This is a genomic window from Sphingobium fontiphilum (assembly GCF_014196635.1).
In the GTDB taxonomy this organism is placed as follows: domain Bacteria; phylum Pseudomonadota; class Alphaproteobacteria; order Sphingomonadales; family Sphingomonadaceae; genus Sphingobium; species Sphingobium fontiphilum.
In genome coordinates, this window is sequence record NZ_JACIEB010000005.1 from 92,945 (window position 1) to 115,000 (window position 22,056).

The window sequence follows — 22,056 nt, forward strand, 5'->3', positions numbered from 1 at the left end:
CGGTCAACGACCGCAATCAAGCGCGGCGCGCAGCCTCAATAACCGACCGCATAGCCCATGCGTCGCGGATCGCTGCCCCCCATGCGCGCGCCGGACGGATCGACCAGCACGCCCTGTATGCTGCCAATGGCGAAGGCGCCGACGGTTTCCAGCCTGTGCCCCATGGCGGTGAGCGCCTGCACAATCGCCGGGTCGAACCGGCTTTCCATCTGCACCGTCACGGCCGCGCCCGGCTTGTAGAAGCTGGGTTCGGCATCCAGCGCAAAGCGCGGCGCCTCTATCGCCTGCTGGATCGGCAGGCCCCGGTCGATGACGTTGACCAGAAATTGGAACTGGGTCTGGCCGATGGTTTCGCCGCCCGGCGTGCCGCAGACCAGCTTCAGCCGTCCCTTTTCCAGCACGATGACGGGGCCGTTGCCCAGCAGCGCGCGCTTGCCCGGCGCGACCTTGTTGGGATGGCCGGCATAGGGCGATGTCGACCCCAGACGCAGGCCGTTGTTGCACAGAAGGCCAGTGTCGCCCATGATGACGGAGGTGCCGAAACCGCCGCCGACGGTGGTGGTGACGGCGATGGCGTTGCCGTCCTCGTCCACCACAGACAGGCTGGTCGTGTCGCCACCGCGGGTGCGGTCATCGGCCATGGCCATTTGCACCGGCCGCTCGGCCATGGCCAGCGCGGCGCCTTCGGGGAAGGCGATGGCGCGGCGCAGGTCGATCATCGCTCGGCGGCGGGCGGCAAACTCCTTGGACAGCAAAGTCGCCACCGGCGCTTTGACGAAACGGGGGTCGGCCGCATAACGATAGACATCGGCCTTCGTCACCTTGATCGCCTCGATCAGGCGATGGGTGAAGTCCGCGCCATCGCCCGGTAGAGCCGACAGGTCCCAACCTTCGACGATGTTGAGCTGTTCGCAAAGTTCCAGACCCGTGCGCGATGTCAGCGGGCTGCAATAAACGTCCAGCCCGCGATATTGCGTCGATACCGGATCTTCCCAGACCGGTTGATAGGCGGCCATGTCCGCCATGCGCAACCAGCCGCCATTCGCTTCCGAAAAGCGGCTCATTTCCTGCGCGACGGGGCCGGTGTAGAAATGATCATAGGCGGCCTGCAACGCCCCATCCCGGCTTGCCCCGCCTTTGAGCGCCTGCGTTTCGGCGTCGGCCAGCGCCTGCAAGGTGCGCGACAGCGGCACGTTGGGGAAAATGGCGCGGGGCGCAGGGGGCTGGCCGCCCGGGAGGAAGATGGCCGCGCTGGTCGGATATCGCGCAAGCACCGATTGCTGGCGCCGGATGAACATGGCGATGGAGGCGTCGAGCGGCTGGCCGTCGCGGGCATAGCCGATGGCCGGTTCCAGTAGCGTCGACAGCGGCAATCGCCCGAATTTGCGCGCAAGCGCGATCCAGCCGCCAAAGGCGCCGGGCACAACGACAGCCTTGTGCCCGCTGTCCAGTTCCTTCGGGTCGACATCGGGGTCGAGCAGGGCGGGCGCGCCGCCGGTGAAGGCCAGCGAATGGACCTTGCCGCTCCTGCGGTCGAGACAGGTGGCAAAGCCGTTGCCCGCCGCGCTCGATGCCCAGGGTTCGACGACATTCATCACCGCCATGGCGGCGACGGCGGCGTCGGCCGCGCTGCCGCCCTTCATCAACATGCGCGCGCCCGCCATGGCGGCCAGCGGATGGCCCGCGGCCACCCCGCCATGGGGCATGGGCGCCTCCACCCGGTGCGCCCGCACCATGGCGGCGCCGGTGCGGGGCGCGTCCGGCGCGCGATCGCCCGATTGCGCCAAGGCGGGCCGGGCCGTCAGACCCACCGCCACCCCGGCAAGGCCCGCCGCGATCATCTCGCGCCGGGCAAGACCGGGCGTCGCCGCCCGGTCCCGATCGTCATCCCGCATCAGAAGCTCTTCTTGATGCTGGTATACCAATAGCGCGCCTGCGGCTGATACAGGTTCGACAGATAGCCGGTGGAAGCCAGCGGCGGATCCTTGTCGAAGATGTTGCGCGCGCCGATGGTGATCGCCGTGCCCCTCATCATGCCCTGATCGAATTTGTAGGTGGCGAACAGGTTGACCGTGGTCTGGCCCTTCACGACGAATTTGTTGTTGGATATGTCGAACACGGCGTTTTCATAGACATCGCTGATGAACTGGGTGAAGGCGCCGATGGTGACCGGACCGGAATCCCAGGTGAAGTTGGCCGAAATGCGCCAGCGCGGCTGGCCGTCGCGGTTAATCACGTCGCCACCGCCCGAAACAGGCACCGCCGGGTTGATGGTGCCGTCGGCCTGCCCATCGAGCACCGCCTGCACGGCGGCGGGCGAGTCGACCTGATATTTGATCAGGCGCGCCGCGTTCAGGTTGAAGCCGAAATTGCCGATTGAGGTGCCGCGCAGGCGATAGTCAAGGTTGAAGTCGATGCCGTCGACCTGAATCGGCAGCAGGTTCTGGAACGGTGCGGTGACATAGAGCAGGCGCCCCACCGGATCGAGTCCAGTGCCAGCGACGAGCGCGATGTCGTCGGCCGTGGGCGCGTCGCGGACGACCGCCGGATTGCTGCTGCCCTGGACGCGCAGCAGATAGTCGAGGTTGAGCGCATTCTGATAATCGAGCAGCCCGACTACGCCCTTCTGCTTGATCCGCCAGCGGTCGACGGTGAAGGTCACCTGGCCCCAGCCGTCGGGCAGCGGCGGTTGCAGCACCGCGCCGAAGTTCCAGCTGGTCGATTCCTCGGGCTTCAGATCAGGATTGCCGCCCGAACGACGCAGCACCGACACGGGGCGGGCGCAAGCGGCAAAGCTCTCGATGCGGCCTGCGCGCATATCCGCCTCGCAGAGAATATATTCGGTGCCGCCGTTGACGCGGTCGAGCGTGGCGGTGTTGAGCACTTCCAGGTTCGGCGCGCGGAAACCCTGCGACCAGGAACCGCGCAGGCGGAAGCCTTCCAGCAGATCCCAGCTTGCCGCGACCTTGGGCTTTGCGACATCGCCGACGTCGCTGTATTTTTCATAGCGGCCGGCGATCTGCACGTCGAAGGCGTGGAAGAAGGGTATCTCCATTTCCGGGCTGACCAGCGGAATGGCGAGTTCGGCATAGGCCGACCATACCTTGCGCCTGCCCGATACGTCGGGGCTGGGGCTGGCGCCCATCAGGTCGGAGCCATAAAAGATGCCGGTAACCGCGTCGGTATAGGTGATATCGACGCCCGCAATGCCACCCTGCCGCGGATCGCGGTCGTCCTTGTAGGTTTCACGGCGGAATTCGACCCCGGCGGCGATGCCGACGCTGTTGCCGCCCCACAGGCCAAGCAGATTGGCGTTGGACAGTTTCAGATCCCACAGCGCCAGCGTCGTCTTGTTGCGGCGGGTCGACTGGATCTTGAAGCTGTCGATCGTCGACTGGGGGTTGGGTGTGCAATCGCCCACGGCGGGGGTGTCGACGCAGCCGCCGTTGAACGGGTTATAGGCGTCAGGCGTGGTCTTGTTGATCGCCGCCTGCAACAGGGTGCTGGACGTGCCGTCCATTGTATCCTTGACGGTCGCCCAGGTGTAAAGGCCCGCCGATTCCCAGTTCCAGTCGCCGAAATTGCCGCGCAGACCGCCCAGGAAGCGGTACTGATAATTGGTGACGTTCACCTTGCGCAGGCCGACGTCGACATAGTTGAGGCTGCGGATGGTGACAGGCAGCCCTTCGTCGGGCACGCCGACAAGGCCGGGCAGGCGATTGGGCGACCCTACCGGACCGAGCGGGTTCCAATAGGCGTCAGCAGCGACGGTGATGGGAATATTGCCCAGCGACCCCGGCGTTCCGATGTTCGCTTCGGTCTTGCCCTGGTAGAAGCCAAGCTCGCCGAAGAAATCCAGATTGTCGGTCAGCTCATAATTGATGAAGCTGAACAGGTTGATGCGCTTGACCGAAGGCTGGGTTGTGAGGTCGGCGAAGGTCGCCGGCGAATCGAAACGCAGGTTCGAATCGACATTTGCCATTTCACTCGTGCCGCTGGCGCTGTCGATGCACACACCCGGCGTCGATGTCGCCGCCCGGCAGTCAGGGCTGCTGGAGGGCTGAACGTGGAACTGGCGGGAAGCGTTGGTGATCTCCATCCCATTGCTGCTGATCGCGCCCGATCCCGTCGCCTGGAATGTGCCCCAGGGCGTGCTGGTCGATGTTCCGTTGAACGAGGGGTTGGTCGCAAAGGCGGTGCCGGCGACAAAGGGACGCCGGTCGGCGGTCGCCGTATAATCCTGATCGCGCAGGTAGAGCTTCGATTTCTGCGCATAGCCGCCAAAGAGCGAAATATTGCCCCGGCCCCCGCCAAAGTTGAAGCCGACAAGCCCGTTTATCGTAAACTCGCGCAGGTTGGTTCCCTCCGCGCCGCCATATTGCGCGTCGAAGGTAGCGCCGGTGAAGTTTGATTTGAGGACGTTGTTGACCACGCCGGCAACCGCGTCGGAGCCATAGAGCGCGGCCGCGCCGTCGCGCAGCACCTCTACCCGCTCGATTGCGCCGACCGGTATGGTGTTGGCGTTGAAGCCGAAAGTCGGAATGCCCGAGTCCACGACGCCGGTGATGGCCTGCGACGTCGGATGCAGCACGCTGCGGCGGCCGTTGATCAGCAGCAGCGTATTGCCCTGCCCCAGGCCGCGCAGCGATATGGTGGACACATCGCCGCGCGCCGCATTGCCCGAACCGCCGCCCAGCACCTGTTCATTGAACGTCACGCCGCCCAGTTGCGGAATGGAGCGAAACAGATCGGCGCCCGACACGGCGGCCACGGCTTCCACCTGATCCTGACCAACGACGCTGACCGGCAGGGCGCCGGTGGTCTTGGCGCCCCTGATCTGCGTCCCCACGACGACGATCGCCGCATCCTCTTCATTGGCGTCGGCCGCCGGCAGGCTCGCCGGCGCGACGTCGGACATCGTGCCGGCCACCTGCATTTCGGCAAAGGCGATGGGGCGCAGGGCGGCGCTGTCGCCTCGCTGGGCGTCCAGGCTCTTGTCGCGCAACGTGACGACGTTGTTGCGATCAGACACGACAACCAGGTCGGTGCCGCGGATCATGCGCTTGAGCGCCTGACGCGCATCATAGGCGCCATAGAGGCGCGGCGTGCGGCTGTTCCTCAGCTTTTTGGATGGCGCGATGATCTGCAAGCCGCTTTGCAAAGCGAAAGAGGGCAGGGTTTCAACCGCCCGGCCTTCGGGCAAATCGAAAATGCGCTGCTGCGCATGAACCGCGCCGGTTGATAGCGCCAGCCCGCTCGCCGAGCCGGCCAGGACGATCATCGCTGTCTTGATGCCATTCATTCTTTCTGTTCCCCCTGTTGCTGTCCGGCACGGCGCACGACATGATTCGCGCGCGGCGGACGCCGCGTAACGCTGGTCTCAATCAACAAAACTCTATGTCTGCGCCGACACTGCCATTCGGCTGTGCGATGCCCATGGCGACCTCCTGTCACTGGAGTTCCCGGCATCCTCTCCCCAACCGCGGCACGGGGCCCACCTTCGCCGCGATCACATCCAAAAAGACAGGCCAGCGGCGATTATCCGCCATAACGCTGTCATATTTTTTTAATCGCCCTTCAACGGCGGGTTTTCGGCGAATTTTCGTTGCTACCCGTGTCTCGGGGAAAGGTTCGTTCGATTCAGGACAACAGGGCCATCTGGCTGGCACGGCACATATGCCCGCATGAACCGGCGCTGCGGCGCTGGCTTGTGGGGCGCATCCAGCATGGCTTTCAGATCGACGATGTTGTGCAGGAATCCTATGCGAAAATCGCGACATTGCCGTCGGTCGACCATATCGAAAATCCGCGCGCCTATTTCTTTCGCACCGCTTTGTCGGTGGTCATCACCGAAGTGCGGCGCGCGCCGGTCGTGTCGGTCGAATCCCTGACCGAAATCGAACGGCTCAGTATCGAATCCGGGGATATTCCGCCCGATGTGCAGGCGGAACAACGCGAGGAGTTGCGCTTGGTGTCCCAGGCGATAGCGGAATTGCCGCCCAAATGCCGCGAGGCCTTCATCCTGCGCAAGGTGCAGGGATTGTCCCAGCGCGAAACCGCGCGACAATTGGGCCTGTCCGAAAGCACGGTCGAAAAACATGTCGGACGGGGCATCCGCCATCTGATTAATATTTTTGGACGTGGCGGAAAATCGGGCCTTGCTGCGTCTAAGGACCAAATTCCGGATGAAGAAACCTATGACGGCCAGGGAAAGCAGTGCGCAGATCGAGCAACAGGCGGCCCTTTGGGTAGCCCGGCTTGACGCGCGCGCGCTGACCGATGAAGAACAATGCGAGCTGGATCAATGGCTTGCAGGCGACAGCCGGCGGATGGGCGCCTATGCCATGGCGTGCGCGGCGCTTGCGCGGCTCGAAATGGCGCAGGACCATGTAGAGGGGGCCGGGAATGCGCCAGCAATGGCGCTGGAGGAGAAGGCGCCGGTCGCCACGCCCCGCTTCAGTCGGCGCAACATGTTGTGGATGGCCGGTTCGGCCATAGCGGCATCGGCCGTCGGCGCCGTCAGCCTGATCGGCGCAAGCCAGCGTTATGCCACGTCCAGGGGCGAGATGCTGCGGATCGCCCTGTCCGACGGCAGCGTCGTCAACCTCAACACCGCCAGCCGCATCGACGTGCAGTTCACGCCCGAAGCGCGCACCGTCTTCCTTGATGGCGGCGAAGTGTTGTTCGACGTGGCCAAGGACGCCAAACGCCCCTTTGTGGTCGTCGCGGGAGAAACGCGCGTCCGTGCTGTCGGCACAGCCTTTATCGTGCGCCGCGACAGCGCCCGTCCGGTCGACGTGATGGTCAGCGAAGGCGTGGTCGAGGTCAGCCAGGACCGCATCGGCCAAGCCCCGGTGCGCCTGTCGGAAGGGATGCGCGCCACGGTCGACCCCATGGCGGCGAAGCCGATCGAGCCGACGTCGATCACGGCCGAGGCGATCGAGCAGCAGCTTTACTGGCGGGACGGCAAGATCGCCTTCAGCGACAGCACTCTGGCCGCAGCAGCCGCCGAATTTGCGCGCTATAACGATGAACGCATCGTCATCGCCGACCCGGAACTGGCGGACGAAGCCATTACTGGCCTGTTCGTGGCGAACGACCCGCAGGGCTTTGCCGAAGCGGTGGCGGAAAGCCTGGGACTGGTCGCCCGAACAGAAGGCAAGACGATTATCTTAAGCGCGACCTGACGCCGTTGTCGGGCCGCCGATCATCCGCGCGCCGCAAGCGCCATCGGACGGGGAGAACCAGAAATGAACGAAGATGACCCGGTTTCGGGAATGACTCGTCGCGCCCTCGGCGGGTGGGCGGCGGCGGGGGCCATAGCGGGGGTCGCGGCGTCCGCAACGGCGCGCTCACAAACGCCGCCGCCCCCCGAACCCACGCGCCTCAAGAGCGCGGGCGAAACGCTGCGCCCCGAAATTGTCGGCAATTTCGGCATTGTCGCGGCCGGGCGCCATTATGCGGTGGCGGCGGGCACGCGCATCTTGATGGCGGGCGGCAACGCCACCGACGCGGGAGTCGCGGCGGTGTTCGCTGCGGCCGTCACCGAAATCTCGCACTTCGGCTTTGGCGGCGAAGCGCCAACGATCATCTTTGACAGCCAGACGAAAAAGGCGTCGGTCATCAACGGTCAGGGCACTGCGCCCGCGCTCGCCACGCCCGATAAATTCGCGGCGCTGGGCATGGTGCCAGGCAACGGCCCCAATGGCGGCACCCTGCCCGCCATGGTCGACGCCATGGCCCTGGCGCTGCAACTCAACGGCACGATGAGCCTGGACCAGGTGATGCAGCCGGCCATCGAGCTCGCCGACGGCTTCGTGATGTATAATTTCCTGGCCGAGGTGTTCGTCAGCCAGCAAAAAGCGACGGCGAAATATCGATCCGCTTACGACACCTATTATCCCGGCGGGAAACTGCCGAAAACCGGCGAGATTTTCCGCCAGCCCAACCTCGCCCGCACGATGCGCATCATCGCCCAGGCGGACAAGGCGGCGCTGGCGAAGACTGGCGACCGCAAGGCCGCGATCCAGGCCGGACGCGACGCCTTCTACAAGGGGGACATTGCTCGCCGCATCGGCGCCGCAATGGAGGCGGACGGGGGCCTGATGCGCTATGCCGACCTTGCCGGATATAAAGGCCGGGTGGAAGCGCCCGCCACCGCCGACGTGTTCGGCTATACGGTGTGCAAGGGCGGCTTCTGGAGCCAGGGGCCTGCGCTGCTGCTGGCCCTCAACATCGCCGAAGCCGCCGGAATCGCCACGATGGAGCCGGGTAGCGAACTCTATCTCCACACGCTGGCGGAATCGATCAAGCTGGCGTTCGATGATCGCAACGCCTATTTCGGCGATCCGGATTACGCGAAGATTCCGGCCAAAGGCCTGTTGTCGAAAGACTATGCCGCCGCGCGCGCCAGGGACATCGGGCCAAGGGCTTCGCTCGAACATCGCTATGGCGACCCCTGGGCGTTTGAGGGCGTCAAGCGTTCGACGCCCGCCTTCACCCCGCACGTGCTGAAAAAACCGCCGACGCCAACCGCCGACACCACCGCGATCGAGGTGGTGGACCGGCAGGGCAATCTGTTCAGTTGCACCCCCAGTTCGGGCTGGATGCTGGGCGGCGCCTATATTGCGGGCGACACTGGCGTGCCGATGAGCAACCGGATGACCGTGTTCGATCTCGACCCGGAAAGCCCCAATGTTCTCGTCCCCGGCAAACGGCCGCGCACGACGCTGTCGCCCTCTCTGGTGCTGAGGGACGGCGCGCCGTTCCTGGCCATCGGCACGCCCGGCGGCGACAATCAGGACCAGCAGATCATGAACGTGCTGCTGCGGGTGCTGGCCTTTGGCGAGCCGTTGCAGGCCGCGATCGAAGCGCCGCGCATCAACTCCAACCATTTCCACGGCAGCTTCGCGATCAAGAAGGACGAACCGGGCGTGCTGGAGATCGAGGACCGGGTGCCGCAGGCGGTGCGCGACGGGCTGACCGCGCGGGGACACAAGCTGGACTTGCTGGGCCCGTTCGGCGTGTCGACCGGCATCGTTGCGGCCGGGGTTGTGCCTGAAACGGGCACGCTGCGCGGCGGCGCGGATGTTCGCCGTGAACGTTATGCATTTGGTTGGTAGGGAATAATTCGGGGAAATATGATCATGTCATCATCGTTCAGGACATTGGCCGTCGCCCTGATGCTGGGCGCCGCCGCGCAGGCGATGGCCCAGCCCGCCAACATGCCCCCGCCCGGTGGAGAAGCGCCGATCAGTTTTAACGTGCACGAAGGCACGTCGATGGCCGTGTCCGCATCGCCCGATGGCAAATGGCTGGCGATGGACCTGCAAGGCAGCCTGTGGATCATCCCGGCGGCGGGCGGCAAGGCCAAGCGCATCACCGACTATTTCAACGATGCGCGCCAGCCCGTCTGGGCGCCCGATGGCTCGCGCCTCGTCTATTTCGGCTATCGCGATGGCGGTTACGACCTCTGGTCGATCAGGCCCGATGGCAGCGAGATGAAGAAGTTGACCGAGGGCGCTTATGACGACCGTGAGCCGGTGTTCTCGCCCGATGGCAACACGCTGGCCTTCTCGTCAGATCGCAGCGGCAATTACGACATCTGGACGATGGACGTCGCCACCGGCGCGATGAAGCAGATCAGCAGCAATGGGCGCGAGGACCGCTTGCCGACCTGGTCGCCCGATGGCGCGCGCATCGCCTATTCGGGCGTGGAGGGCAGCAAGACCGCCATTTATGTCACCGATCTCGCTTCGGGTCGGGAAAGCGTTTTGAAACAGGGGGATGGACGGGTCGATGCGCCGTCCTTCGGACCCACCGGCGAACTGGCCTATGTCATACAGGATGGCGCCGGCAGCCATTTGATGATCGGCGACACGATGGTCAGCGGGACGGAGAATGTCTTTCCCTTCCGCTTGTCCTGGCTGAAGGGTGGCTATTATTATGTGTCGGATGGCAAGATCCGCCACGGCGGCGCGCGGAGATCGACGGTTGACTTCGCCGCCACGCTGGAGGTCGTGCGTCCCCACTATATGCGCGCCAAACGCGACTGGGATTCGACCGCGCCGCGCAAGGCGCTGGGCATCACCCATCCGCGTCTGTCCCCCGATGGCGGCCGCATCGCCTTTGTCGCGCTGGGCGACCTCTACGTCGTCTCCTCAAAAGGCGGGACGCCGGAAAATCTGACGAAGGACTCCGCGCTGGATGCCGACGCCGACTGGTCGCCCGACGGCAAGAGCATCGTCTTTTCATCCGACCGGGTCGGCGGCCTGCCGCAATTGTTCATCAAGGATCTGGCCACCGGCAAGGACCGGCAGCTTACAGCCATGGACACCCAGCCACTGGGCGCGGCCTGGTCGCCCGATGGCAGGCAGATCGCCTTCATCGACGTCGACGGCCGCTGGGGCGTGGCGGGCGTGTGCGTGGTCGACGTCGCCACGGGGAAGGTCACGCGCCTGCAAACGTCGCTGGGCCAGCCGGGCACGCCCAGTTGGTCGGCCGACGGCAAATATGTCGCGATCAGCCTGTCCTACAAATTTTCCAACAGTTTCCGCGAGGGAACCAACCAGGTCTATGTGATCCCGGTCGACGGCAAGAGCGAACCCTTCTGGCAGATACCGCAAGCCAATATGTCGCTCGACACGCGCAGCGGCAGCGGCCCGGTCTGGTCGCCCGACGGCACGAAGATGGCGGGCATCTATGAAGGGCTGCTGAAATTGTGGCCGATCGACAAGGATGGCAAGGCGCTCGGCCCGGTTCGCAGCTTCACCTCCGAAACCGCCTTCTTCCCTACATGGAGCGCTGATTCGGGCGCCATTCTCTACCAGTCGGACGACAGGCTGCGGAAGGTCGACATCGCCACCGGCGTCGTGACCGACGTGCCCATTAACCTCACCTACCGCCTCGCCAAGCCGACGGGTCGTACCGTCATCCATGTCGGCAAGCTGATCGATTCGGTCCGTGACGAGACGCAGCTCGACAAGGATATCGTGATCGATGGCAACCGCATCGCCGCAATCCGCGATCATGATGCGGGCGTGCGCGACCCGTCCGCAACCTATATCGATGCGTCGGGCCTGACCGCCATTCCCGGCCTGATCGAATATCATTCCCATATCCAGAAGGACTTCGGATCGAACCTGGAAAAGGCATGGCTGGCCTATGGCATCACGACCGTGCGCGATCCGGGCACGCAAGTCTATGACGCGGTGGAGGATCGCGAGGCGGCCGAGGCCGGCATCCGCATCAGTCCGCGCCTCTATACCGGCGGACCGTTGCTGGAATGGCAGCGCGTCTATTACAAGATGGGCATCGCCGTATCCAGCCCGGCCCATCTGGAACGCGAACTGGCCCGCGCCCGCGCGCTCAAATATGACATCGTCAAAAGCTATGTGCGGATGCCCGACATCTATCAGCGGCGCATTGTCGAGGCCGCGCACGACATGGGTATCCCCGTGTCGGGCCATGAAATCTTCCCCGCCGCCTTCACCGGCGTCGACGGCACCGAACATATGGGCGCGACCAGCCGTCGGGGCTATTCCCCCAAACAGGGGCCGGGCGGCATGGCCTATGAGGATGTGATCGCGCTGTTCAGCAAGAGCCAGCGGACGCTGACGCCCACATTGTTCGGCGCGCTCGGCGGCTATCTGACGCGCAATCCGGGCTATGCGGTCGACCCGCGGGTCAGGCTCTATCCAAAATGGGCGCAGGAAACGGTGACGGGAAATGATCCGATGGCGGCCCTTATCCGCCCGATGATGGCGGGCAGCCTTGCAAGCCTCAAGCAGATGTATGACGGGGGCGCCCATATCGTCGCGGGCACCGACACGATGATCGCCACCAACCTCCATGCGGAAATCGCAGCTTATGTCGACGCCGGGCTGACGCCGTTCCAGGCGCTCCAGACAGCGACGGTCAATGCGGCGAAGGCGCTCAATCTCGACGCAGGCACGCTGGAGGCGGGCAAGCTGGCCGACATCGTGCTGATCGACGGCGACCCAAGGGAGAATATCGCCAACACGTTCAAGGTGAAGACCGTGATCGCCAACGGCAACGCCTATACCGTGGACGATCTGCTCAAGGGCGTGACGAAGTAATCTCCATCGCCTTCAGCCCCAACATGATTGCCCCCAATGGTCCCGCCCGGTCGCCCAGCGCCGGCGGGACCAGCAGGGTTTCCATCGCCGCCGCATCGACGTCGGCCAGATAGCCCGCCAGATTGGCGAGCACGCCCCGGCGGATCATCGGCAACAGTATCGGCCGCGCCTGCATCACGCCGCCGCCCAGTACCAGCCGCTGCGGCGACAGGGTAAGGATGAGGGTCGCCGCCCATTCCGCCAGATCGGCGGCGACCAGCGACCATAGCGGATCATCATCGCCCACCTTCTCCAGCGGCGCGGGCGCGCGCTCGATCAGGCCGGGGCCGCTGACCAGCCCCTCCAGACAATCGCCATGGGCAGGGCACGCGCCCGGATAGGCATCGCCGGGCTGGCGACGAATGCGCACATGCCCGGCCTCCGGGTGCATATGGCCTTGGATGGGCGCGCCGTTGACGACGATGCCCAACCCTACGCCCGTGCCCACCGTTGCATAGGCATGGACGGCGCAACCGGCCGCCGCCCCCCATTGCCCCTCGGCCAGCGCCGCGCCGTTGACGTCGGTGTCGAAGCCGACGGGCAGGTCGAACCGCCGGGCGAAGGCGCCATGGACGTCCGCGCCCGCCCATCCGGGCTTTGGCGTGTTGCCCATATGGCCGAAACCGGGCGCGTTGCGGTCCAGAACCAACGGCCCGAAACTGGCGATGCCGATGGCGGCAAAGGGCGTTTCCGCCCGCCATTGCGCCAGCCGCTCGGCGATCAGGTCCAATGTCGCGGGATCGCCCGTGGGCCAGCGTTGCTGCCGTTCGATCCGGGTTCCACGCGCCAGCGTCGCGATGCATTTGGTGCCGCCCAGTTCGATCCCGGCGATCAGGGGTTCGTCTTTCGTCATGGTCGCGCGACACTGCCCGATGACGCGCACGGATACAAATTCCGCCGCGTTCCCGCCTCTCTCACTTTTCACGCTTGGCGCTTTGCGATTGATCCAGAATCGGGTAACATTATTGCTTATGCCAGAGACCGGGCCAGGATCAGGCCCGCGCCGATCATGCAAGGGGACCAGCCATGACGACCGACAGCCAGAGCCGCGCGCCCATGGCCGAACTCACCCTGCGCGGGGTGATATTGGGGGCGCTCATCACGCTGCTGTTCACCGCCGCCAACGTCTATCTGGGCCTCAAGATCGGGCTGACCTTCGCTACCTCCATTCCCGCCGCCGTGATTTCCATGGCGGTGCTGCGCCTGTTCGCCACCGGCACGCTGCTGGAAAACAATATCGTTCAGACCATCGCATCGGCGGCGGGCACCTTGTCGGCGATCATCTTCGTGCTGCCGGGGCTCGTCATCGTCGGCTGGTGGCAGGGCTTCCCCTACTGGATCAGCGTGATGACCTGCGCGCTGGGGGGCATATTGGGCGTCATGTATTCGGTGCCGTTGCGCCGCGCGCTCGTCACCGGATCGGACCTGCCCTATCCCGAAGGGGTGGCGGCGGCCGAAGTGCTGAAGGTCGGCGCAGGATCGCGCGAGGGGCTGGAGGAGAACAAGCGCGGCCTTGCCGCCATCCTGATGAGCGCGCTGGCCGCCGCGGGCTTCACCATCCTCGCCAAGATGCGCCTGCTGGCGGAGGAGGCGGCGACCTTCTTCAAATTCGGCGCGGGCGCGACCAGCGTCTCCACCAGCTTTTCGATGGCGCTGATCGGCGTTGGCCATCTGGTCGGCCTGTCGGTGGGCGTCGCCATGTTCATCGGCCTGCTGATCAGTTGGGTCGGCATCGTCCCCTATCTGACCGCGCCGCTGCCTTCGGGCGCTGAACTGTCGGACATTGTCGGCACGACGTTCCGCATGAAGGCGCGCTTCATCGGCGCGGGCACCATCGGCGTGGCGGCGATCTGGACGCTGCTCAAGATATTGGGGCCCATCGCGCGCGGCATCCGCTCCGCCATGGTCGCGGCGCAGCGGCGCAAGGCGGGCGAAGGCGGCCTGCTGGAGCTGACCGAGCGCGACCTGCCCATCGGCATCGTCGGCGGCACGATTCTCGCCTCCGTTTTCCCCATCGGCGCGCTGCTGTGGGTATTCGCGCAGGGCGGGCCGATCGCCGCCAATGCGGGCGTCGTGATCGGCGGCACCCTGCTCTACATCCTGGTCGCGGGCATCATCATCGCTTCGGTATGCGGCTATATGGCGGGCCTGATCGGCGCGTCGAACAGCCCGATTTCGGGCGTCGGCATCCTCGCCGTGCTGGGCGCGTCACTGTTGCTCGCGGCGATCTACGGTTCGGGCGGCGATCCGGAACAGGCGCGCGCGCTGGTCGCCTATGCGCTGTTCACCACCGCCATCGTCTTTGGCGTCGCCACCATTTCCAACGACAATCTCCAGGATCTGAAAACCGGGCAACTGGTCGGCGCGACGCCATGGAAGCAGCAGGTGGCGCTGATATTGGGCGTCATCTTCGGGTCGCTGGTCATCCCGCCGGTGCTCGACCTGTTGAACAGCGCCTTCGGCTTTGCGGGCGCGCCGGGGGCCGGGCCAAATGCCCTGCCCGCGCCGCAGGCGGCGCTGATCTCCGCGCTGGCCAAGGGCGTGCTGGGCGGCGATCTTGACTGGGGGCTGATCGGCATCGGCGCCGGGATCGGCGTCGTTGTCGTCATCATCGACGAACTGCTGGGCAAGGCGGGCAAGCTGCGCCTGCCGCCGCTGGCCGTGGGCATGGGCATCTACCTGCCGATGGCGCTGACCCTGCTGATCCCGGTCGGCGCGGTGATCGGCCATTTCTACAATCGCTGGTCGCTGCGGCAGGCGAACCCCGAATTTGCCGAGCGCATGGGCGTGTTGATGGCGACCGGCTTCATCGTCGGCGAAAGCCTGTTCGGCGTCGCCTTCGCCGGCATCGTCGCCGCCACCGACAGCGACGCGCCGCTGGCGATCATGGGCGAAAGCCACTGGACGGTGCCGCTGGCGACATTGGCCTTTGCGGGCGTGATCGCGGCGCTTTACGCGCGGCTGCGGTCCATGGTCATCCGGCCGCTGTAACGGGATGGCCGCCGCATAGAAAAAGGGCCGCGCAACCGGCGGCCCTTTCCCTTGATGCTGATGAACGCCCGGATCAGAAGGCCATGCGCGCCATGATCTGGAACACCGGCCCGGCCTTTTCGCTTTCCAGCTCATATTCGTCGAACTTGCGGTCCATCTGGTCGGCCAGATTGTCGAACTTGTTGAACGTCTCACGCTTGGCACCGTTCAGCAGGTTGGAGCCGACCGCGCGGATGGTGAAATTCTTGCCGAACCGCTTTTCCACGAACACTTCCAGTTCGGCGCCATAGGTGGTCGTGATTTCTTCAGAGATCACCCGGCTGTATGCCGTACCCTGCTTGCGGTAGGTCGCGCCGAACGCCGCGCCGAAGCTGGGGAAATCCTGGATGAAGCCGAAATTATAGACATATTTCGACTGGTTGTTGAACCGGCGCTTGCCCGCGAAATCGGTGACCTCGCTGTCCAGCCACGAGACGTTGCCGAACAGGCCGGTGTTGGGCAGGCCGATGAAGCCGAGGTCAGTCGACAGGTCGAATTCGACGCCATAGACCTTGCCGTCGCCCACGTTCATGGGCGTGTAGACGAAGGTGCCTTCGCCTTCCGATCCTTCCTCACCGGTGTTGGTGAGTTCGATCAGATCCTTGACGTCGCGGTAGAAGAAGTTGACGCCGACGATGCCCCGCGCGCCCATGCGGTGTTCATAGCCGATGTCGAAGCCCCACGCGCTTTCGGGGTCGAGCTGCGGATTGCCCAGCAGGTCGCTGTCGCCCACTTCCTCCTCCAGCGTCGCGGGCAGGATATAGTTGAACTGGGGGCGGCGCAGCGTGCGGGCGACCGAACCGATGATCCGGTCCCGATCGGTTAGCGCCAGCTTGAACGAAGCCGACGGCAGCAGCTTGCCATAGCTGTTCGACTGGTTGGCGATGTCGTCGTCGACCGTATAGTCGGTGATCCGCACCTTGGTGTGTTCGTAGCGAACGCCCGCTTCCCATTTCAGATTGCCGTTGTCGCCCTCGATCAGGGCGAAGGCGTCACGGCGCTTTTCCTTGATCCGGCTGTCGCCGCCGTCGATGGCTTCGAGTTCCTCGAATTCACCGGCGAGATCGGTGGGATTCTGGCTGAACTGATCCCAGTCAAAGCTGCCCGTACCCTCCTGCTCGGCTTCGAAAATGCCGGTGCGACGGTTCTTGTCCTGATAGAAGCCGCCGAACACGAACTTCATCGTCTCGCCGAGCGGCACTTCATGCTCCAGCTTGACCGAAAATTCGCTGTCCTTGATGTCGGTCTGGGTCAGCGTGCCTTCGAATTCGGGATCATCGCCTTCGTCAACGTCGAAACCGATTTCATATTCGGTTTCGGTGCGGTCCTCGGTGAACCGGGCATAGCCGACGCGCAGCGACGTCTTGCCTGCTGCCCATTCATGAGTCAGCTTGCCATCGATCGAGAAATTCTCCTGGTCGATCTTCGCCACATTGGCGTTGTCGCTCTCCAGATTGCCGGTCGGCACCGGACCGCTGATCGCGGTCGGATCATCATATTCGAAGCTGCGCTCGTCCTCGGTCCGGTCGGTCTTCACATAGAAGCCGTTCAATTTGAAATTGGTGTCGCCCGCGTCGATTTCATAGCTGCCGTTGAAGCTGTAATCCTTGCCATCGCGAGTGTCGGTCTGGTCCTCGCGATTGTCGAACTCCTCGGTCGCATAGTCCGCCACATTTTCGGGCGAATCCTTGTAGCGCAGGCTCTTCTTCCGCTTGGGATTGTGGCGGCCCTGAAGATTGCCGCCCAGCAGCAAACGGCCCGGACCAACCGCCCCGCCCCACACGAAGCCAAGGCTCGGTTCCAGTTCATCGTCGTTGAACAACAGGCCGCCGACCCGGCCGTAACCGCCGTCCAGCTCATAACCGTCGCGCAGATTGATGTTGAGCGTGCCCGCAATCGCGTCGCCAGTGCGGCGCGCGGAGGAGGAGCGCACGATTTCGACGCTGTCGATCAGTTCGGCGGGGATACGGTCCATGAAGAAGCTGCGGTCCGCGCTGGAGCCGGGCACGCGCTCGCCGTTGATAAGGATCTGGGTGTAACCCGGCGGCAGGCCGCGCAATTGCGGCGCATCGCTTTCGATGACGTCGGACAGGAAGGTGACGGAAGGCACGCGCTTCAACGCATCGCCCGCGGTCAGCGGCTCGAAACGCTGGAAATAGTCGCTGCCATATTTCAGCACCGGTTCGGGCGTCGCGTCGGTGCGGTCGCGATAGCCGATGCCGGCGATGACGACGATGTCGGTCGCCTTGTTGATCTGGCCGTCGGCCGAGTCCACTTCATCCGCCGCAGCGGGCGCCTGTGCATGAACATTTGACGATATCAGCGCCAGCGACGCACAACCAAGCATAAGCCACTTGTTCGCGACCATAACTGCCCCCTTTGATAAGAGATGAATTGACCATCGGGCGCATTCTTGTATCTGCCCGTCTCAATGGGCCGCTAGGAGTGAATCATGACTGGATCACGTAAGAAATATTACACATCGATGATTTCATGTTTCACTTTTATTACTTTGGCTGGATGCGCGAGTGCGGAGCCGGAGATTCCCGTCGCCGTCCGCATCGCCAACGCCACCCCGGCGGCCAGCGTGACGGCGCGCGGCGAGACGGTCCCCGTGGGCACGTCCAACGCCGACGCAGCCGACGATCCGGCGATCTGGCGCAACGCCGCCGACCCGGCGCAGAGCCTGATTGTGGGGACAGACAAGAAGGCCGGGCTCTATGTCTATGGCCTTGACGGCAAGACGCGCGACTTTCTGGACGCGGGCCGGGTCAACAATGTCGACCTGAAAGACGGCGTGACGATTAACGGCTCGGCCGGCATCCTGGTGGTCGCCAGCGACCGCAACGATCTGGCGCAGGCCAAGCTGGCGCTGTTCCGGCTCGATCCGGCCACCGCGAAACTGACGGCGCTGGGCAAGGTCGATGGCGGCGCGGGCGAAGCCTATGGCGTGTGCATGGGCCGCGACGATGCCGGGCTCTACGCCTTCATCGTGCTGAAGGACGGGACCATCAACCAGATTGCGCTGGATGCGTCCGGCGCCGCGCCCACGGGCCGGATCGTGCGCAGCATGAAGCTTGGCACCCAGTCGGAAGGCTGCGCCGTCGATGATCGCACCCACAGGCTTTATGTGGCGGAGGAAGATGTCGGCCTCTGGCGCTTCGACGCGCGCGCAATCGGTGCGACCACGCCGATCAGGATCGCGGCGGCCGATGGAAAGAATATCGTCGCCGATGCCGAGGGCGTGGCCATTGCCCCCATGGGCGAGAAGGACGGCTATGTCGTCCTTTCCAGCCAGGGCGACAATGCCTATGTCCTCTATCGGTTGAGCGACGACAGCTATGTCGGCCGTTTCCGCGTAGTCGACGGCGCCATTGGCGGATCGGAAGAAACCGACGGCATCGAATTGATGCTGGGCGATTTCGGGCCCAACTATCCCGGCGGGCTTTTCATCGCGCAGGACGGCCATAATGCGGCGGCGGCCCAGAATTTTAAGCTGGTGGCCTGGGATGATGTGGTCCGCGCGCTGGGCCTGCCGCGATAGGTTGGGAGACCTGTGCGCGAGTGGGCGTAGGCAGCGCGTTGATGGCTGATTCTATACGCTGTCCAGGGAGGACAGGGTCGGCGGCGCGACGGTCGATAGGCCAGTAGCAATTTGGTTCCGCCGGGCGCGAGCAGGCGGCTTCTTCAGCCTCGATTTCTCCTCCTCGAGAGACCGTGGCCGCCGGGCATGGGACACCTCCTGCTCCGCCGGGATCGAATTGATCTGCTCTTCATTTAACTTGCTTCGCTTCATTATCGTCCGAACCCGTTGCGTTGGACTTTATCAGCAAACGATCACATTTTTGCGAAGCATGTCAGGGGGACATCGAGCCTATTAGACCAGAAACCAAAAGCCCCCGGCCATCATCTGGTCGGGGGTCGTTATTTCGAGCAAAATAAGTGAATGGGTTTTTCCCGTGTAGTTACCCTATGCGCGAGCTTCAATGCCTGGCGACGCCCTACTCTTCCGGGGCTTGAGCCACAGTACCATCGGCGCAGACTGGTTTCACGGCCGAGTTCGGGATGGGATCGGGTGGGTCACAGACGCTATGGTCACCAAGCAATGGAGCTTGCGCATGGGTTATGGGATTAATCGATGGACCGTGCAAACTGGCGTAAATTATCATCCGCTTGTCAACGGTCAGCAGGGCTGACGTTGATGGTGGGACTCTTCAGGCGCGAACAGAGCAATTAGGACCGGTTAGCTCCATGCGTTACCGCACTTCCACATCCGGCCTATCAACGTGATGGTCTATCACGGCTCGATGAAATCTTATCTTGAGGGAGGCTTCCCGCTTAGATGCTTTCAGCGGTTATCCCGTCCATACATAGCTACCCAGCTGCGCCCTTGGCAGGACGACTGGTACACCAGAGGTATGTTCAACCCGGTCCTCTCGTACTAGGGTCAACTCCTCTCAAATTTCGACGCCCACGGCAGATAGGGACCAAACTGTCTCGCGACGTTCTGAACCCAGCTCACGTACCACTTTAATTGGCGAACAGCCAAACCCTTGGGACCTGCTCCAGCCCCAGGATGTGATGAGCCGACATCGAGGTGCCAAACGATTCCGTCGATATGAGCTCTTGGGAATCATCAGCCTGTTATCCCCGGCGTACCTTTTATCCGTTGAGCGATGGCCCTTCCACGAGGGACCACCGGATCACTATGACCGACTTTCGTCTCTGCTCGACTTGTCAGTCTCGCAGTCAGGCGGGCTTATGCCATTGCACTCTAACAGACGGTTTCCAACCGTCCTGAGCCCACCATCGCGCGCCTCCGTTACTCTTTAGGAGGCGACCGCCCCAGTCAAACTACCCGCCACAGAGGGTCCCTGCACCGGATAACGGTGCGAGGTTAGACATCAGAAAACAACAGGGTGGTATTTCACCTATGGCTCCACGACAACTGGCGTCATCGCTTCAAAGCCTCCCACCTATGCTACACAGTTCTTTCCTAATGCCACTCTGAAGCTGCAGTAAAGGTGCACGGGGTCTTTCCGTCTAACCGCGGGTACTCCGCATCTTCACGGAGAATTCAATTTCGCTGAGCATATCCTGGAGACAGTGGGGAAGTCGTTACGCCATTCGTGCAGGTCGGAACTTACCCGACAAGGAATTTCGCTACCTTAGGACCGTTATAGTTACGGCCGCCGTTTACCTGGGCTTCAATTCAGAGCTTGCACTCCTCCTCTTAACCTTCAGGCACCGGGCAGGCGTCAGGCCCTATACGTCGTCTTGAAGCCGACTTAGCAGAGCCCTGTGTTTTTGCTAAACAGTCGCTACCCCCTGGCCTGTGCCCCCCATCAGAGCTTGCGCTTAGATGGGGCCTCCTTCTTCCGAAGGTACGGAGGCAATTTGCCGAGTTCCTTCAGGATACTTCTCTCAAACGCCTTGGTATACTCTACCATTCCACCTGTGTCGGTTTAGGGTACGGTCTATACGGAGGGGCTATTTCCTGGGACGCCTTCACTGCCCGGAGCAATCCAATAAGCCCGAACAATTTACGGCATCCGTCACACACCTCCAGGCCCACGAATATTAACGTGGTTCCCATCGACTACCCCCTTCGGGCTCGTCTTAGGGGCCGGCTTACCCTGCTCAGATTAGCTTTAAGCAGGAACCCTTGGAATTTCGGCGACAGTGCATCTCACACTGTTAATCGCTACTCATGTCTGCATTCGCACTTCCGATACCTCCACGACCCATTACCAGATCGCTTCAACGGCCTACGGAACGCTCCGCTACCGCTCAGTCAAAGACTGAACCCTAAGCTTCGGTGCATCACTTTAGCCCCGTTACATCTTCGCCGCAGGATCTCTTGTTTAGACCAGTGAGCTGTTACGCTTTCTTTAAAGGATGGCTGCTTCTAAGCCAACCTCCTGGTTGTTTTGGAAATCCCACATGCTTTCCCACTTAGTGATGACTTGGGGACCTTAGCTGTAGGTTAGGGCTGTTTCCCTTTTGACGACGGACCTTAGCACCCGCCGTCTGTCTGCCGGACTAGACTCGTTGGTATTCGGAGTTTGGTTAGAGTTGGTAGATCTCGCGACCCCCGCATCCATCCAGTGCTCTACCCCCAACGGCAATCATCCGACGCTCTACCTCAATAGATTTCGCGGAGAACCAGCTATTTCCCGGCTTGATTGGCCTTTCACCCCTAAACACAACTCATCCGATAATTTTTCAACATTAAACGGTTCGGCCCTCCAGTGCGTGTTACCGCACCTTCAGCCTGGTCATGCCTAGATCGCCGGGTTTCGGGTCTAATGCATCGAACTCAATCGCCCTATTCAGACTCGCTTTCGCTACGCCTACACCTAACGGCTTAAGCTTGCTCGATACACTAAGTCACAGACCCATTATGCAAGAGGTACGCGGTCAGGTCTCAAGGACCCTCCCACTGCTTGTAGGCATCCGGTTTCAGGTACTGTTTCACTCCCCTCATCGGGGTGCTTTTCACCTTTCCCTCACGGTACTGGTTCACTATCGGTCATGTACGAGTATTTAGGCTTGGAGGGTGGTCCCCCCATGTTCAGACAGGGTTTCACGTGCCCCGCCCTACTCAAGTCCTGTGATTTCGCTTTCGCATACGGGACTGTCACCCGCTATGGTCAAACTTTCCAGAATGTTCTGCTAACTAAATCACAGGCGCTGGCCTGGTCCGCGTTCGCTCGCCACTACTAACGGAATCTCGGTTGATGTCTTTTCCTCCGGGTACTGAGATGTTTCAGTTCCCCGGGTTCGCCTCACCAAAGCCTATTTTATTCAGCTTAGTGATACCTCTCCCATTTAACGCTGATCCAGATCCCGATCCGAAGATTGGGCTGGCGCAGCCTTAAATGGTGAA

The 22,056-nt window shown here is 63.0% G+C and carries 10 protein-coding genes and 2 rRNA genes (1 of these 12 running past the window's edge); 6 read left to right on the plus strand and 6 right to left on the minus strand.

The window, feature by feature from the left end:
• Nucleotides 1–35 precede the first annotated feature (35 nt).
• Together GGR44_RS11320 and GGR44_RS11325 are read right to left on the minus strand one after the other, a co-directional pair.
• The gene (locus GGR44_RS11320) at nucleotides 36–1,895 is read right to left on the minus strand and encodes a gamma-glutamyltransferase family protein (protein ID WP_183955708.1); all 1,860 of its coding nucleotides are present in this window, start codon (nucleotides 1,893–1,895) and stop codon (nucleotides 36–38) included.
• Nucleotides 1,895–4,936: a TonB-dependent receptor domain-containing protein gene (locus tag GGR44_RS11325; RefSeq protein WP_183955900.1), complete on the minus strand. Its 3,042-nt coding sequence runs from the start codon at nucleotides 4,934–4,936 to the stop codon at nucleotides 1,895–1,897. The genes GGR44_RS11320 and GGR44_RS11325 overlap by 1 nt, the downstream gene beginning before the upstream one ends.
• 678 nt (nucleotides 4,937–5,614) lie before the next feature.
• On the opposite strand from GGR44_RS11325, the gene GGR44_RS11330 reads away from it, so the two are divergent.
• From GGR44_RS11330 to GGR44_RS11345, 4 genes are all read left to right on the plus strand, one after another.
• Nucleotides 5,615–6,262, plus strand: coding sequence for a sigma-70 family RNA polymerase sigma factor (locus GGR44_RS11330; protein WP_183955709.1), 648 nt, complete (start codon nucleotides 5,615–5,617; stop codon nucleotides 6,260–6,262).
• A complete protein-coding gene (locus GGR44_RS11335) occupies nucleotides 6,186–7,187 on the plus strand; it encodes a FecR family protein (protein ID WP_183955710.1) in 1,002 nt (333 codons plus the stop codon). Before GGR44_RS11330 ends, GGR44_RS11335 begins: the two co-directional genes overlap by 77 nt.
• 63 nt (nucleotides 7,188–7,250) lie before the next feature.
• Complete coding sequence (locus tag GGR44_RS11340) at nucleotides 7,251–9,122, plus strand: gamma-glutamyltransferase family protein (protein WP_183955711.1); 1,872 nt, start codon at nucleotides 7,251–7,253, stop codon at nucleotides 9,120–9,122.
• 18 nt (nucleotides 9,123–9,140) lie between these two features.
• A complete protein-coding gene (locus tag GGR44_RS11345; RefSeq protein ID WP_246344578.1) occupies nucleotides 9,141–12,098 on the plus strand; it encodes an LpqB family beta-propeller domain-containing protein in 2,958 nt (985 codons plus the stop codon).
• On the opposite strand, the gene GGR44_RS11350 is transcribed toward GGR44_RS11345, so the two are convergent.
• Complete coding sequence (locus GGR44_RS11350; RefSeq protein WP_183955712.1) at nucleotides 12,079–12,990, minus strand: ROK family protein; 912 nt, start codon at nucleotides 12,988–12,990, stop codon at nucleotides 12,079–12,081. The two genes, GGR44_RS11345 and GGR44_RS11350, sit on opposite strands and share 20 nt — an antisense overlap.
• A 173-nt stretch (nucleotides 12,991–13,163) precedes the next feature.
• Here GGR44_RS11350 and GGR44_RS11355 point away from each other — a divergent pair, with 173 nt between their 5' ends.
• Nucleotides 13,164–15,128, plus strand: coding sequence for an OPT family oligopeptide transporter (locus GGR44_RS11355; protein WP_183955713.1), 1,965 nt, complete (start codon nucleotides 13,164–13,166; stop codon nucleotides 15,126–15,128).
• Between the two features lie 73 nt (nucleotides 15,129–15,201).
• Here the strand turns inward: GGR44_RS11355 and GGR44_RS11360 are convergent, their stop codons facing one another.
• Entirely contained in the window at nucleotides 15,202–17,442 is a 2,241-nt protein-coding gene (locus GGR44_RS11360) for a TonB-dependent receptor plug domain-containing protein (protein ID WP_343052331.1), read from the minus strand.
• Nucleotides 17,443–17,652: 210 nt separating this feature from the next.
• Here GGR44_RS11360 and GGR44_RS11365 point away from each other — a divergent pair, with 210 nt between their 5' ends.
• Nucleotides 17,653–18,711 (plus strand): phytase, encoded by a 1,059-nt coding sequence (locus tag GGR44_RS11365; RefSeq protein WP_183955902.1) that lies wholly within the window; start codon nucleotides 17,653–17,655, stop codon nucleotides 18,709–18,711.
• A gap of 444 nt (nucleotides 18,712–19,155) precedes the next feature.
• Here GGR44_RS11365 and rrf read toward each other — a convergent pair.
• Both rrf and GGR44_RS11375 read right to left on the minus strand, forming a co-directional pair.
• A 5S ribosomal RNA gene (rrf, locus tag GGR44_RS11370) occupies nucleotides 19,156–19,270 on the minus strand.
• Between the two features lie 110 nt (nucleotides 19,271–19,380).
• Nucleotides 19,381–22,056 (minus strand): 23S ribosomal RNA (locus tag GGR44_RS11375); it runs 132 nt beyond the window's last position.

Coding starts and splice junctions, on each gene's coding strand:
- GGR44_RS11320 (WP_183955708.1), bottom strand. CDS start 1,895: ATGCGGGATGACGATCGGGACCGGGCGGCGACGCCCGGTCTTGCCCGG.
- GGR44_RS11325 (WP_183955900.1), bottom strand. CDS start 4,936: ATGCAGGTGGCCGGCACGATGTCCGACGTCGCGCCGGCGAGCCTGCCG.
- GGR44_RS11335 (WP_183955710.1), top strand. CDS start 6,186: ATGAAGAAACCTATGACGGCCAGGGAAAGCAGTGCGCAGATCGAGCAA.
- GGR44_RS11340 (WP_183955711.1), top strand. CDS start 7,251: ATGAACGAAGATGACCCGGTTTCGGGAATGACTCGTCGCGCCCTCGGC.
- GGR44_RS11345 (WP_246344578.1), top strand. CDS start 9,141: ATGATCATGTCATCATCGTTCAGGACATTGGCCGTCGCCCTGATGCTG.
- GGR44_RS11350 (WP_183955712.1), bottom strand. CDS start 12,990: ATGACGAAAGACGAACCCCTGATCGCCGGGATCGAACTGGGCGGCACC.
- GGR44_RS11355 (WP_183955713.1), top strand. CDS start 13,164: ATGACGACCGACAGCCAGAGCCGCGCGCCCATGGCCGAACTCACCCTG.
- GGR44_RS11365 (WP_183955902.1), top strand. CDS start 17,653: ATGATTTCATGTTTCACTTTTATTACTTTGGCTGGATGCGCGAGTGCG.